This is a genomic window from Neobacillus endophyticus (genome assembly GCF_013248975.1).
In the GTDB taxonomy this organism is placed as follows: domain Bacteria; phylum Bacillota; class Bacilli; order Bacillales; family Cytobacillaceae; genus Neobacillus; species Neobacillus endophyticus.
Genome location: NZ_JABRWH010000001.1, coordinates 2,362,649 through 2,377,035, shown reverse-complemented (window position 1 = coordinate 2,377,035; position 14,387 = coordinate 2,362,649). Strand labels below are relative to the sequence as shown.

Sequence of the window (14,387 nt, the reverse complement as noted above, 5' to 3'; positions counted from 1 at the left end):
TAAATAAACATACATGAGTTTTCCCTCCCAACCCGTGCATGAAAATAAATTTCCTCTGGCGATAATGTTAGTGACACAAACAGTAATTTACTACGTGGCTTTTTTTGGTGGCTCGACCCTGTAAAATAAACTGTTTGAATGAGTTTGGTGTTCAACCCTTTGTTAGCTCCTTCCTTACGGAAGGATGACTACGGACAGAAAAATGCTTATTTTTCAAACTCATTCACTGTTTGTGATTCTAATTTAGAAGGAGAATTTATGGAGGTATTTATTGAACGATGTGCTGGTTTGGATGTTCATTCTGAAACCATTGTTGCTTGTATTATGACTGGAAGGCATGATGATGAGTTATTTAAACAAACTGAGACCTTTCCAACTTTCACCAAAGATTTATATCGATTATTGCAGTGGCTTGAAAGTCATGAGGTTACTCATATTGCAATGGAAAGCACTGGAGTGTATTGGAAACCTGTTTTTAATATTTTAGAGGACTTCTTTGATATTACACTTGCAAATGCCCAGCGAATTAAAAATGTTCCTGGAAGAAAAACAGATGTATCTGATGCAGAATGGATTGCAAAATTATTAAGATATGGTCTTATTGAAAAAAGTTTTGTTCCACCGGTGGATATACGGGAGCTTCGGGACTTAACCCGACTCAGAAAGAAATGGATTGGTCACTTAACTTCTGAAAAGAATCGAATTCAAAAGGTATTAGAATGTTCCAATGTAAAATTAAGTACGGTAATTTCAGATGTCTTTGGGGTATCCGGTAGAAAGCTTCTGGAACGGCTCGTAGAGCAAGGATATGTGGATGAAGTAGATGTTGAAACAAGAATTCACGGTAAATTGAAAGCGAAGAAACAGATGATTTCCGATTCTCTTTTTGGAACATTGAATGAACATCAACGATTTTTAATCCGTCAATCATGGCAGCACATTGAATACCTGGAGAAACAGATTACAGAAATTGAAGAACGAGTAGATTTATTATTACAAAACTATCAAGAAGAACTTCAATTGCTTATGACCATTCCAGGTGTTAAGAAAGATACAGCAGCTATTATCATTGCTGAGATAGGTGTGGATATGAGGCAATTTCCAACCTCCCAAAACCTAGCATCATGGGCCGGTGTTTCACTCGGAAACAAGGAAAGTGCAGGTAAACGGTTTAGTACCAAAACTGTTAAAGGAAATCCTCATATTAAATCAGCATTGTGTGAAGCTGCATGGGCTGTTTCAAGATGTCGGAATCGTTGGTTAGCGACAAAATACTGGTCAATAGCTACGAGAAAAGGAAAGAAAAAAGCACTCGTTGCCCTGTCGCATCGAATGCTTCGAATCATTTACTCCATGCTTATAAACAAGGAGTCCTTTAAAGAAATGCAAATTAGTTAGTATAACCAAATCCAAATAGAAATATACAAAGTTACCCTGACACAGGTACCTCTACTTTCTTATTGGTTTTTTTCGGTTGTTTTTAAGAATTCCCCTATCTGATCTATAGTATACAGGGGAAGCTAATAATAATTATTTTCACAGAAAAAGACTGGAATATCCTCAGCCTTTTCTTAATTATTTATAACGATAGCTTGTCTACCCATTTGGTTCCAAGCCTTTTCAAAATTGCCACGATCCAACTTTTCATTTTTATCCCCATATGGATCATTAATATAGATTGAATGAGCATCATATCCAGTTATTACAACACTGTGCTCATTAAAACTAATTTGTATGTTTCCTTGTGGAGTATCCCATGCTTCAAATTCCGAAACAGGTGCAAAATCCACTGTTGTAATCACCCAGACTGCCTTCCCTTGACTTACTTTTTTTAATAAATCAGTTAACGGGCTGCCCGTCAGATTGACTGCCCGATTTCCGGCATATTTTTTAGCAAGCTCAAAAACAGGACCATTGTATACGGCATAGCCCGGACCATTTATCATATCTCCTACAAACCCTTCATTAGGATTTCCCTTTTGACCATTATCATATGTTAAAGGGACTGTCCGGATATGACTTGCTAATTCATTCTTCGTTACCTTAATACCGCTGTAATTCAGAATCATCGCCAAACTCGTTACTTCACAGCCATTATAAAGCATGGGAGGATCCATTTGATTGATTAACGGAACATCAAGCAACTTGCTTTCCGGAAGAATCGGCTCCTTTACCTGAAGTGCTGATACACGTGGTTTTAAGGTTGAAAATGAGTTAGCGGCAGGTTTTGAAGCATTAAACTTATCCGCGAATATGGTTTCTCCGCCAACAATTGAGATTAATAGAACAAACAGTATCATGAAAAAATTTTTCATAACTAAACAATCCATTCTTTGTCAAAATCCATGCTTAAGGTACTAGGTATTTCGAAACCCATTCACAATATTACCATAGCAAAAAATGCTAGAATGTGAAAGAGCAATTCGTTTTTCCTTATCATATACTTATTTTCTTAAGTAATTCTTAACATTTACATCCAATCAGCTAAACCCTTTTTTTATATCCCCGAAGTTTAATCACTATTTGGTTGATCACTTCTGAAAACACAAGGCCAAACGCAATGGAACCGGCTAACATCAACACCTTGGCAGCCAATCCCAATGCAGTATTATAATTATTCTCTACAAAATTGCGCATCGCATCATACGCCAAACCTCCAGGAACCAGCGGAATAATACCTGCCACACTAAATATAATCACTGGAGTTTTATAATATTTAGCCAGTTCCTGACTAAGGACCGCTATAAAAATCGTGGCAGCCAACGTTGCCAAAACGGCATCGTTTGTGTAGTCTTCGAGCAAGTAATAAATCAGCCAGCCGCCCATACCAATTAAACCGCACTTTACTAATGATTCTTTCGGAACATTGAAAATAATTCCAAATGCACCAGTTCCAATAAAGCTGGTCACTAATTGTCCAATAATGTCCACCACATGATGCTCCCATCTTACAAAAATGATAAAACAACTGCTATTCCTGCCCCAATGGCAAAGGCTGTCAAAAACGCCTCAGCCCCCTTGGACAATCCGGAAACCAAATGCCCTGCCATCAAATCCCTGACTGCATTGGTCACCAATAATCCGGGCACAAGCGGCATGACAGAACCGATAATAATTTTATCCAGTTGATGTCCATGAGTGAATTTGACAAAAATAAACGATAAAAGCCCAATAATGAACGATGCCAGAAATTCTGAAAAGAATTTAATTGGGACAAAACGATGAAAGTAGACAAAGCTTAGATAGCCAATTCCGCCAAAAATCATCGAAGGAATGAAGTCGTTCCAATGACCATTAACCATAATCATGAAACATCCGCTCGCAAATGATGCTGCTGCAACTTGATATTTTAATGGAAAGGTTACATCCATCGCGTCGATCTCATTTAAAAACGTCTTTGCTTCTTCAATTGTCAATTCGCCACAGCTAATTTTCCTCGAAACACTATTGACCATTGAAACCTTTTTTAAGTCCGTGGACCGTTCTGATATTCGAATCAATTTGGTCTTTGCCGGTTCTCTTCCTTCTGCTGAAAAAATAATACCAGTAGGTGTTACATAGCTATGAGATGTTTCAATCCCATAAGCAGCCGCAATCCGCATCATTGTATCTTCAACCCGGTACGTCTCTCCGCCGCTTTGCAAAATAATTTTGCCTGCCAGCAAACATACCTCCATCACGTCATATGTTTGTTCCATTTCTTTTTCCATTTAACCCCACCATACAATTTCTTCATTTTGTTACTATAGTTTAAATCAAAACAAATACTTGAATCAATGGACTTTCAACTTTCACCGTCAGATTTTGTCGAGTGTAAACGTTTTGTTACATAAGTAGTATGACTTATTCAAATTTTCCGAACAAAACAGTATAATATTTCCATACTTGATAAAAAGGGGGAATTAATTTGAGAGCGCTTAAATCCATTTTAATCTGGGGAGTCATTGCCGCACTTGGTGCAGCTGGCTTTGCTGTGATAGCATTACATCGCGGTGAAAGTATTAATGCGATTTGGCTGTTAACGGCTTCTGTATGCATTTATGCAATCGCTTACCGCTTTTACAGCAAGTTTATTGCCCAGAAAGTATTTCAGCTGGATGATCATCGGAAAACACCTGCAGAATTACATAATGATGGAAAAGACTTTGTTCCCACTAACAAATGGGTCCTCTTTGGCCACCATTTTGCCGCTATTGCTGGTGCAGGACCATTAGTCGGACCCATTTTAGCTGCACAAATGGGCTATTTGCCGGGCACACTTTGGATTGTCATCGGTGTAGTGTTAGCCGGTGCTGTACAAGACTTTATTATTCTTTTTGGTTCAATTCGCCGTGATGGAAAATCCCTTGGGGAAATGATTAAAGATGAAATGGGCAAAGTAACAGGCATCATTTCAATGATTGGCATTTTAGGTATTATGATTATTTTATTAGCCGTATTGGCACTTGTCGTAGTTAAAGCACTGGTGGGCAGCCCTTGGGGAATGTTCACAATTGCAGCAACGATCCCCATCGCAATCTTCATGGGAATTTATATGCGGTTTATCCGTCCTGGCCGTGTTGGTGAGGCATCCCTGATCGGTATTGTCCTGTTGATATTATCCCTATTTTTCGGACAGACAGTATCACAAAACCCTACCTTATCCGCCATGTTTACTTTTAAAAGTGAGACGATTGCCATTATGATGATTATTTATGGCTTTATTGCTTCCGTATTGCCGGTCTGGCTCTTGCTGGCTCCACGGGACTATTTAAGCACCTTCTTAAAAGTCGGCACCATCTTGGCACTTGCCTTAGGGATCATTACTGTGGCACCAAATCTTCAAATGGCAGGAGTAACCAAATTTATTAACGGGACTGGCCCTGTATTTTCTGGAAATCTTTTCCCTTTCTTATTTATTACGATTGCCTGCGGATCTGTGTCAGGATTTCATGCCCTTGTTTCATCCGGGACCACCCCAAAAATGATCGAGTTAGAATCACATGCCCGGCCAATCGGCTATGGTGCCATGCTAACTGAATCTTTTGTTGCTGTAATGGCTATGATTGCAGCATGTGTGTTGCATCCGGGTGTCTATTTTGCCATTAACAGTCCGGCAGCATTAATTGGGACTGATGTTGGTCAGGCCTCACATGTTATCTCAAGCTGGGGATTTACCGTCACTCCGAATGATTTAAAAACCATCGCCAATCATGTAGGAGAGCAAACGATCTTATCCAGAACCGGCGGCGCACCGACACTTGCGATTGGGATGGCCACCATTTTTTCAAAGGTAATCGGAGGCAACACTCTAATGGCATTTTGGTATCATTTTGCGATTCTTTTTGAAGCCTTGTTTATTTTAACTACGATTGATGCCGGGACACGCGTTGGGCGTTTCATGATTCAAGATTTAATTGGTGCTGCCTATAAGCCATTTAAGAAAACAGAAGCAATAATTCCTAACATCATTGCCACTGCTTTATGTGTCCTATCCTGGGGTTACTTCCTCTATCAAGGGGTGATTGATCCGCTTGGAGGAATAAATACCCTATGGCCGTTATTCGGTATTGCTAATCAAATGCTTGCTGGAATCGCTTTATTATTAGGTACTACCATTCTCTTTAAGATGGGCAAGAAAGCGTACGTGTGGGTTACCTTATTGCCGACAACCTGGCTGTTAATCGTGACATTAACAGCAGGATGGCAAAAGCTTTTTTCTGCCAATCCAAAAGTTGGTTTTCTCGCACATGCGAATATTTTTAAACAAGCGTATGACAACGGTAAAATTCTGGCTCCTGCCACAACTGCCGCGCAAATGAAACAAGTATTGATTAATGACTATGTGGACGCTACCCTTACCGGAATTTTCATGTTGGTGGTTATTGTTGTCTTAATCTCGGCTCTTAACATATGGTTTAAAATTATCGCCAACCGCAAATTGCCACTGCATGAGTCACCATATGTGCCGCGCAGTGAAGGAGATTTAAAACATTATGCTTAAACACTTGAGAAAATTCAACGCGTACCGCAAGCAATTTATCAGTCTGCTCGTCGGCGTCCCCAGCTATGAAACGTATGTCGAGCATATGAAAACCCATCACCCTGATCAGCCTGTGAAATCACGAAAACAATTCTTCTGTGAAGCACAGGAAGAACGCTATAATGCAAAAGGCGGGAAAGTCTCCAGGTGTTGTTAGTAAAAGAAACAGCCTGCACGATTTGTGTGCAGGCTGTTTTTATTGGCGCCATATTTTCATTAAAACTAAATTAATGAAGGTCACAATGGCATATAAAATGGCTAGTCTTTGCTTTCCCGAAGCATACAAAGCTACAGCAGCACTGCCGAATACAGCTACTTCGAGGACCAACATAGAAAAACCCTGCAATGGGTAAGCTGCTTTCGGGGAGCCAAAAGTTCCCCAAATGATGGCAGTTATTAAAGGTGCCCCTATTCCCAAAACGATTTTTATTATCGTACGGTTTGCTGCATGAAAGCCCCAATAACCCAAACAAATTAGAGCTGCTATTTCTATAAGGAACCTTAGCCCTATATTTATCCATTTAATTAGCTCCACCATACACCTCCTTCCGCTTTATTAACATTTATTCAACTGTTGGCACTTTAACAACAGGAATCTTAGCTTTTTGTCTCCTCTTTTTAAAAATAAACCCTGTCAACGCACACAATAATACGAACGGAATACTTGCTTTATAGATTTCGGCAAAGCTGGAGGAAATCCTCTCTTGAGCAAAATCTTCTACCTGATTACTGTATGTTTTTATCAGTTTCCCTCTTTCAGCAATATCATGGTCCACTTGCTGCTCCACTTTTATATAGATCATATCTTTGGCAGCATTTCTTTGTTGTTCAGGCATAGCATCTAAGGCCTTTTGGACATTTCCATCAATTAATTGCTGCCGCTCATCAGCCGTAACTAAAGAAGAATCTATTTTTCTCGTCTTTTGAGAGTTAATGGCTTTTTTGGTTTCATTTAATATTTTATCTTTTGCAGCCTGCGGGACATCCAATACTGCTGCCTTTTTAGCGGCGTAATCAATCGCCTCTTGTTTTTTACCGTGAATGGTGTTCGTTAAGCCGGCCACAAATATAGCAACAGCTAAAACAACCCCTACCTGTCTAAGCATGGAGAAAACACTTTGCGAGGCAGTCAGCATTTCCCCTTCAAATGAAGAAGAGCTCCCCAATGTTGCAGAAGAGATCACAAAGCTGAATCCTAAACCAAGCAAACTGCAAAGAATCACAACCTCTGATGTAGTGGATTGAATAGTTAAATGCTGCAATAAATAATAGGCAGCCCCCATGGTGCAAAAGCCGAAGATGACAGGAATCACAAAACCAATTTTACGGACAATTAAACCGGCGATATTTGCAAAAACAAAGATAGCAGCGGAAACAGGTGTGATGAGTAAGGCAGCTTGGAGTTCGGTCTTGTGCTGAAAGTTCGTCAAAAACTGGGGAAGTAATACAGTTACACCTACAAGAAAAATAAAGCCTGTTGTTACTATTAAAATCGAACCAGTAAAAATGCGATCCTTAAAAAGTTTCAAATTAACCATTGGTGCTTCTACTCTTCTTTCCATCACAATAAATAGAGTGACGGCAATGATCGTAACAAGATAACAGATGATAGATGGAGTACTGTTCCAGCCCCATGTATTTCCTTTAATCAACACCAAGTTCAGTGAAAAAATGGCCAATGTTGAAAACAGCAAGCCAAGCCAATCAATTTTGGCTCTCACACGGGTTTCTTTTTTCAAAGATAAAATAAAAGCAACTCCAGCCATTGCAAGTAAACAAATCGGTACATTAACAAAGAAAACCCAATGCCAGCTAAGCTTCTCTGTTAAAATACCACCGACAGTCGGTCCTAAGGCAGTCGATAATCCTTGTGTCGCTCCCAACAATGTTTGAGGAACCAATCTTTTCTCCAGGGGCATTGCAGCAATCCCAATTATCATGCTGCAAGGGATGAGAATGGCAGCACCAAAGCTTTGCAAAAACCGGGCTGCGATTAGGAAGTTTCCGGAAGATGCCAGACCGCATAATGCGGAACCCATCCCAAAAACTAACAATCCTGCAAGGTAAAATTTATTCCTCCCAAACATTTCAGCAAATCTGGCCATTGGGATCGCTAGCACAGCGATGGTCATAGTGTAAACATTTAACATCCAGGAACTTGTTTCAAGTGTTGTATGCAAATCGTCCTGAATGGCTGGCAGTGTAATGTTCATAATGGTTGAATCCAGCATACAAACAAATGTACCCAGACACATTAACAAAACAACCTTCATTCCACCCATTTCTTTCATGAAGTTATTCCTCCTGTTCCATTACTTTTGATAATGTCTCATCAATCAGACCGATGACCATCTCTGCCTGGCGAATTCCGTACTCTAATGTGAAACGCTTGTATCGTTCCATATTTGGATATTTCTCCTCAAGTAATTTCAAGCTATCATACAGGGCTTGATTTTTTTCCCGTTCTGCTAAAAGCCATTGATTGATTTTTTCCTTTGTTGTAAATCGCCCAAAGAAAATGCGAATTAAGATATCGGATCTCATCACTGTCGGATTAATGGGACTCCTCAGGTAATGTTGAAATTGCTCTTTTCCTTTGTCGGTGATTGCAAACATGTTTTTGTTTGGCTTTCCTTCTTGCTGTACCACTTGTTTATCCACAAGCCCCTCCTTTTCCATCTTTCTTAACGCTGGATAGATCGCTCCAAAGGAGGCATCAAAAAAGTACGAAACCGAATTCTCCATCATTTGCTTGATATCATAGCCGCTCATTGGCTCATCATAGATAAAGCCAAGAATCACATCTTGTATATTCATTTTTTCACCCCTATATTACTTACGTTTATATTATCATTGATAATATAAACAACGTCAATATAATTATGGATTATTTATCCAATAAAAAAACATGAAAGAAACTTCTTCTTTCATGTTCAATGATTTCTACTCGCCAATATTGTTTTCAAACCATTCCTGTAATGATTTTAGAGAGGTAAAGCTATAAATTTCTTCGCCACTTTGGCCGTTATCAAAACCAGTATTTCCTCTCAATGTAATTTGGCCCTCTTGACCGGAAATTAAAATGGCGTATGGATGGTTCACATTTATGTACCTAGCATCCAGGTCATGATCCACCCAGTTTTTGCTTCGTAAAAATGCTTCGTAATGTTCCATTCAAAAACCTCCTCCCCCATAGTTTCCCAAGAGCTCGGGAAATTAATATCATCTAAAATAAAACAGACCCATTCTCTTAAAACAGGTCTGATTTAAAGTTATTTTTGTTTATAATACGTTATGGCAAGCGCGAAGGCGAGAACACCGCCTTTAACAATATCCATTGAATAATAAGGTACAGACAACATAACAAGGCCATTTTGCAAAATCCCAATCAGAACCGCGCCAATGAAGGTGCCGAACGCATTCGGCTTACCTGAGCCGAGGACAGAAAAACCAATAAAGGCAGCCGCAACTGAATCCATAAGATACGGTGCACCGGAATTGATTTCTGATGTCATTACCCTGGAAGCCAGAACAATCCCCCCGATCGAAGCAAACAAAGCAGAAAGCAGATAGGCGGCAACCTTATATGTATTGACCGGGATTCCTGAAAGTCTTGCTGCTTCTTTATTGCCGCCAATGACATACATGTAGCGGCCATGCTTGGTATAGTTTAAAAAGATGTGGACCAAAACAACCGCCACAGCCATAATGACAATAATCCATGGCACCTCTCCGATCTTAGCAAAAAAAGGAGATATCATTCCTGCTGCCATAGAGCCATCTGGCATCACCATATTTTGTGACAAGGTCGCACCTTTTGTATAGGTAAGTGCCGTCCCCTGAATGATAAACATCGTGGCCAGCGTCGTCAGCATGTCAGGAATTCTTAGCTTTACTATCATGAAGGAGTTGAAAGCCCCTACAACTAATGATGCTGCGATCGCAGAAATAACCGCAACCAAAGTATTTTGCGAGAACCATACAAACATCGAAATGACAATCGCGTTTGAAAGTGATGCGACTGAACCGACTGACAAATCGAATCCATCCACAGACAATGAGATAGTAATTCCAATGGCAATAATGGTAACAATCGATATTGACCGTAAAATATTAACAATATTACTTCCTTGAATAAAATCCGGATTCACCAATGAAAAAATGACAATAAGGGCAACGATCGTCAAAATAGTTCCATACTTATAAAGAAAGGAAAAAAGATTAAAGCTTTTTTTTACTGGGGGAAGGGCCCCATTGTTTGCTTTCACTTTTGCCTCCATTTTACCTGCCCCCTGTCGAATAAAATAAAAGTTCTTCTTCGTTTGTTCCACTTGTCTCAAGTTCCTTAACATTCCTGCCATCATATAAAACATAGACGCGGTCTGTAATACCTATTATTTCTGAAAGCTCCGAGGAAGCGTAAATAATTGCTTTGCCTCTTCGCGCTAATTCCACAATTAATTCGAAAATATCTTTCTTCGCGCCAACATCTACACCTTTTGTTGGTTCATCAAAAATATACACATCAGCCTCGGCTATGAGCCACTTTCCAATCGAAACCTTCTGCTGATTGCCCCCGGATAAATTTTGCACGATGGCGTCTTCAGATGGGGTTTTAATTCCTAACGATTTAATTAATTGTTTGGCGGCTGCCTTTTCTTTTTTTCGGTCCACAAAGCTAAAAACTTTGGAAAAACTCTTTAAATTGGCTGCTGTTAAATTAGCTTGAACCGATTCATGAACAAGGATTCCTTCTTTGCGACGCTCTTCGGGCACCAATGCGATGCCGTTCTGCACTGCCATAAAGGGATTTTTCAATTTAAGCCTACGGCCATATAGCACAACTTCTCCACTAACCCGAACGGCTGCTCCGAACAGCGCTTTACATAGTTCCGTTTTTCCGGCCCCGACTAACCCCGCAATTCCGACAATTTCCCCTGCGCGCACATGTATATGTAAATCCCTGATTTTATTTGAATCAGTTAATCCCTTTACCTCTAAAACAGTATCCCCAATCACTGCATTCTTTTCTGGAAACTGCTCCTCTAATTTTTGCCCGAGCATTTGTTCCACCACTTTGCTTGGCGACGTCTCAGAAACAGCCGCCTTAGCAGCAACTTCTCCATTACGCATCACCGTAATCACATCACAGATTTCGAAAATCTCCGGCAGACGGTGGAAAATGAATATGATTCCAACATTATTCTGTTTTAAATTCCTGACAATACGGAAAAGTTCGCCTGTCTCCGTATGACTTAATGGGGCAGTCGGTTCATCTAAAATAAGAAACTTGCACTGATTCGAAATCGCACGAGCGATAAGAATCATTTGTTTTTCTGCCAGCGTCAACTCACTTGCAAGCTTTTTGACCGGCAAATCGATCTTCATGTCCTTAAGAATGGCTGCAGCTTTTTCATGTATCCTTTTCCAGTTGATCCACTGTTTCTTCCCCATATGATGAACGGCATCCAGCAGCATAATATTTTCAGCAACAGTTAAATAAGGAATAATCGCTGTGTCGACTTCCTGATAAACAATTTGTATGCCGGCATCCTGCGCATTTTTCGGGGTGCGAATATTTTGTATCTCTTCATCAAACCAAATTTCACCGTTATAGTGGTCATAGGCTCCTGAAAGAATTTTCATTAAAGTTGACTTACCGGCGCCATTTGCACCTATCAAAGCATGAACCGTTCCTGTTTTCATCGAAAAATTGACCTGATCTAATGCCTTTACACCAGGAAATTCAATCGAAATATTTTTCATATCTAATGTTGCACACATTCGGCTGCACCCCCTGTCATGAGAACACTCTCTTTATCTGGTAAAAAAGAGAGTGTTCTGCTGCAAGTCCATTATTTTCGATAATATTTCTTTAATGTCTTCATCCAGTCTGTTTCAAAAACATCAGATTGGCCCCAGCCTGGAATGATCGTTGATAAATTCACCATATTTACAGGCTGTTTTGAGTTTTGAATATCCTTCTGTGAAATCACGGATGCTTCTAAATTATAAGTTTTAGGCGTTTGTTCCCCTGCCAATTTTTTTGCCAGTAAGCGCATATCAACCGCACCAATTAATTTTGGATCAACGGCAGCTGTATACTTCCAAGCACTTCCTTTTCTTTGGATCTCTTGAAGGTCGGCATTCGATACGTCAATGCCGTAAAGTTTTACTTCTTCGCGGCCTGCTTCCTTCAACGCGCGGGCAGCTCCAATGGCAAAGGCATCCCATGTGGCAAAAATCGCATCAAGCTTGCCTTTTGGATATTTATTTAGAATGGCAGCAACTGCATTTTGCGTTTGGACACTCGTGTCAGCAGTCGCTACACCAAAACGGGCCACTTCTTTGATGCCTGGGTTTTTGGCGAGAACATCCTGGTACACTTTATTGCGTCTAACCATTGGCGGAAAACCGTCTACCCAAAGGTATGCGATATTGGCTTTCCCTTTTGTGTCCTTCACTAATTGATCGAGAGTTGACTGGGCTAACTTCTCATCATCTTGGGATGTAAGGGTTACACCATTAATATCTGCAAGTTTAGGATTGGAATCGAATGTTACCACCTTTTTTCCTTTTGCAACAATGTTTTTAACATCTGTAACTGTAGCATCATCATCACCGTGCGAGATAATATAGCCATCATAGTTTTGATCTAATGCCTGATTAATTGCATCATGGAATTTAGCTGTGTCACCATTTGCTGTAAAGACGTCTACTTGGAAGCCCAGTGCCTCCCCTTCAGCCTTCGCGCCAGCCAAATATTGGGCTGTGTTATCGTCCCCTCCGATTTTGCGGATGACCTTTATTTTGACCGGCTGTTCCTTAGTAAATCGGCCTGGGACTCCTTTCAATGATACTTTCGGATTGCCGCTTGCGTGGTTTGTTCCCCCGCTGGACGCACAACCCGTCAGTAAAAGTGATACGGCTACTGCAGATACAAGTGTGCTTTTGAATAAATTTCTCTTCATTTTTCTCTAGATCCCCCTTTTTTTACGAAACTCTTATCAATTCCTTTTTTACCAATAGGAGAAGTGTGCTTTTAGGTAAAATAAAAAACCTCTCCTAATGAAAGAGAGGTTACATCACAAATGAAATGACGACTCCTCTCTCATCTCTCAAAACAAACTTTGTTTTGCAGGAATTAGCACCAATTCCATTCGGAACGGTTGCTGGGCATCATCGGGCCAGTCCCTCTGCCACTCTTGATAAGAGAATGTAAATTTATAAAATTTCAAAAAAATTGTTAGATTTAATTTAAACCTCTATTTTTAAGTTGTCAATAGTATTTTTGAATATTTCCAGAAAAATAGCAGGCGATCATGATACTACTCTCTTATTAGAGATTTTGCTCATATACTTTCAAATTCGCATAAACTGCTTCCAATACGGGAACTGAAATTCCATTTTTTCGAGCGATGTCCAATAAATAACCATGCAGGTGGTCTGCTTCGACAGGGAGTAATTTTTCCATGTCACGCTGCATGGAAGTTTTCATCGAAAAGTCAAGTCCATCTATTTGCTTCATAAACCGGGTGTCAGCCTCTGCTGAAAGCGGGGCACCTTCACTTTTCATCACGGAGATAATCTCTGTTAAAAGTGCGGCCATGAGATTTCTTCCGTTCGACTCCTCGCGAATAGGCCCAATTGGGGATCTAAATAATGTTGTAATTCCTGACATTGTGGAAATAAACATGTATTTATTCCATATATCCTGTTCAACATGATTGCTCAATCGGAAACCGACATTGGTTCGACTAAAGGCATCTTCAATTTTTAAAATTCTGTCTGTCCTCTCACCACCTCGCTCACCAAACACGATATCATGAGAAGCACTGGTTTGAATCACTCGCCCTGCCTGATCAAGTGTTGTTTCAATAAAACAAAGACCTCCAATCACCTTTTCTGCTCCGAATTCTTCTGCCAACTTTTCATAATGCCTAATTCCATTTAATAATGGTAAAATCGTTGTTTCATCACTTACATACGGCCGGATACTATCGATCGCACTCCCTAAATGATAGGCTTTTGTCGAAAGGATAATCAAATCAAATGTTCCTGCCTCTTCACCGGTTCGGATGGTTTTCGGTACAAAGGTAGCATTGCCATTTACACTCTCAATAACAAGACCTGTTTCTTCTAGTTGCTTTTTCCGTCCCTCTCTTACCAAAAAAGTAACATCGGCCTCTTTTTCCATTAAGCGGCCTCCAAAATAACCGCCGACAGCTCCCGCACCAACTATTAAAATCCGCATCGTGATTCCCCCTATGTATTGAGTATGATTAAATCTAGTATAAGGGAAGTTCTTCAATCATAAAAGAAAGCTGTTTTGAAAATTTTGTATCTTCCCCCAATGATCATAGAT

The 14,387-nt window shown here is 40.1% G+C and carries 14 protein-coding genes and 1 riboswitch; of the genes, 3 read left to right on the top strand and 11 right to left on the bottom strand.

Annotated features, from left to right (window positions below; translation table 11 throughout):
- The first annotated feature begins 258 nt into the window (after positions 1 to 258).
- A complete protein-coding gene (locus HPT25_RS11605; protein ID WP_173063991.1) occupies positions 259 to 1,398 on the top strand; it encodes an IS110 family RNA-guided transposase in 1,140 nt (379 codons plus the stop codon).
- A 173-nt stretch (positions 1,399 to 1,571) separates the two neighbouring features.
- On the opposite strand, the gene HPT25_RS11600 is transcribed toward HPT25_RS11605, so the two are convergent.
- The 3 genes from HPT25_RS11600 to HPT25_RS11590 all read right to left on the bottom strand — a co-directional run bounded on the left by HPT25_RS11600 (position 1,572) and on the right by HPT25_RS11590 (position 3,710).
- Entirely contained in the window at positions 1,572 to 2,300 is a 729-nt protein-coding gene (locus tag HPT25_RS11600) for a C39 family peptidase (RefSeq protein WP_173071068.1), read from the bottom strand.
- A 184-nt stretch (positions 2,301 to 2,484) separates the two neighbouring features.
- Positions 2,485 to 2,931 carry a threonine/serine exporter family protein gene (locus HPT25_RS11595; protein WP_173063988.1) on the bottom strand — a complete coding sequence of 149 codons (447 nt, stop codon included), beginning with the start codon at positions 2,929 to 2,931 and terminating at the stop codon, positions 2,485 to 2,487.
- A 17-nt stretch (positions 2,932 to 2,948) separates the two neighbouring features.
- The gene (locus HPT25_RS11590; RefSeq protein ID WP_173063985.1) at positions 2,949 to 3,710 is read right to left on the bottom strand and encodes a threonine/serine exporter family protein; all 762 of its coding nucleotides are present in this window, start codon (positions 3,708 to 3,710) and stop codon (positions 2,949 to 2,951) included.
- 197 nt (positions 3,711 to 3,907) lie between these two features.
- Here HPT25_RS11590 and HPT25_RS11585 point away from each other — a divergent pair, with 197 nt between their 5' ends.
- Together HPT25_RS11585 and HPT25_RS11580 are read left to right on the top strand one after the other, a co-directional pair.
- Positions 3,908 to 5,983 carry a carbon starvation CstA family protein gene (locus HPT25_RS11585; RefSeq protein WP_173063982.1) on the top strand — a complete coding sequence of 692 codons (2,076 nt, stop codon included), beginning with the start codon at positions 3,908 to 3,910 and terminating at the stop codon, positions 5,981 to 5,983.
- Positions 5,976 to 6,179, top strand: a complete 204-nt coding sequence (locus HPT25_RS11580) for a YbdD/YjiX family protein (RefSeq protein ID WP_173063979.1) — start codon at positions 5,976 to 5,978, stop codon at positions 6,177 to 6,179. The genes HPT25_RS11585 and HPT25_RS11580 overlap by 8 nt, the downstream gene beginning before the upstream one ends.
- Before the next feature lie 39 nt (positions 6,180 to 6,218).
- Here HPT25_RS11580 and HPT25_RS11575 read toward each other — a convergent pair whose 3' ends face one another.
- The 8 genes from HPT25_RS11575 to HPT25_RS11540 all read right to left on the bottom strand — a co-directional run bounded on the left by HPT25_RS11575 (position 6,219) and on the right by HPT25_RS11540 (position 14,276).
- Complete coding sequence (locus HPT25_RS11575) at positions 6,219 to 6,557, bottom strand: YrdB family protein (protein WP_312857282.1); 339 nt, start codon at positions 6,555 to 6,557, stop codon at positions 6,219 to 6,221.
- Positions 6,558 to 6,585: 28 nt separating this feature from the next.
- Positions 6,586 to 8,313, bottom strand: coding sequence for an MFS transporter (locus HPT25_RS11570; protein WP_173063973.1), 1,728 nt, complete (start codon positions 8,311 to 8,313; stop codon positions 6,586 to 6,588).
- A gap of 4 nt (positions 8,314 to 8,317) precedes the next feature.
- Positions 8,318 to 8,839 (bottom strand): PadR family transcriptional regulator, encoded by a 522-nt coding sequence (locus tag HPT25_RS11565; RefSeq protein ID WP_173063970.1) that lies wholly within the window; start codon positions 8,837 to 8,839, stop codon positions 8,318 to 8,320.
- Positions 8,840 to 8,965: 126 nt separating this feature from the next.
- The gene (locus HPT25_RS11560) at positions 8,966 to 9,196 is read right to left on the bottom strand and encodes a hypothetical protein (protein WP_173063967.1); all 231 of its coding nucleotides are present in this window, start codon (positions 9,194 to 9,196) and stop codon (positions 8,966 to 8,968) included.
- Positions 9,197 to 9,294: 98 nt separating this feature from the next.
- Positions 9,295 to 10,302 (bottom strand): ABC transporter permease, encoded by a 1,008-nt coding sequence (locus tag HPT25_RS11555; RefSeq protein WP_173063964.1) that lies wholly within the window; start codon positions 10,300 to 10,302, stop codon positions 9,295 to 9,297.
- A 1-nt stretch (position 10,303) separates the two neighbouring features.
- On the bottom strand, positions 10,304 to 11,806 hold the full coding sequence (locus HPT25_RS11550) for a sugar ABC transporter ATP-binding protein (protein WP_173063961.1): 1,503 nt from the start codon (positions 11,804 to 11,806) through the stop codon (positions 10,304 to 10,306).
- A gap of 71 nt (positions 11,807 to 11,877) precedes the next feature.
- The gene (locus HPT25_RS11545) at positions 11,878 to 12,993 is read right to left on the bottom strand and encodes a sugar ABC transporter substrate-binding protein (protein WP_173063958.1); all 1,116 of its coding nucleotides are present in this window, start codon (positions 12,991 to 12,993) and stop codon (positions 11,878 to 11,880) included.
- Positions 12,994 to 13,130: 137 nt separating this feature from the next.
- Positions 13,131 to 13,237, bottom strand: a riboswitch (SAM riboswitch).
- A 124-nt stretch (positions 13,238 to 13,361) separates the two neighbouring features.
- Positions 13,362 to 14,276, bottom strand: a complete 915-nt coding sequence (locus HPT25_RS11540) for a ketopantoate reductase family protein (protein ID WP_173063954.1) — start codon at positions 14,274 to 14,276, stop codon at positions 13,362 to 13,364.
- Positions 14,277 to 14,387: the final 111 nt, after the last annotated feature.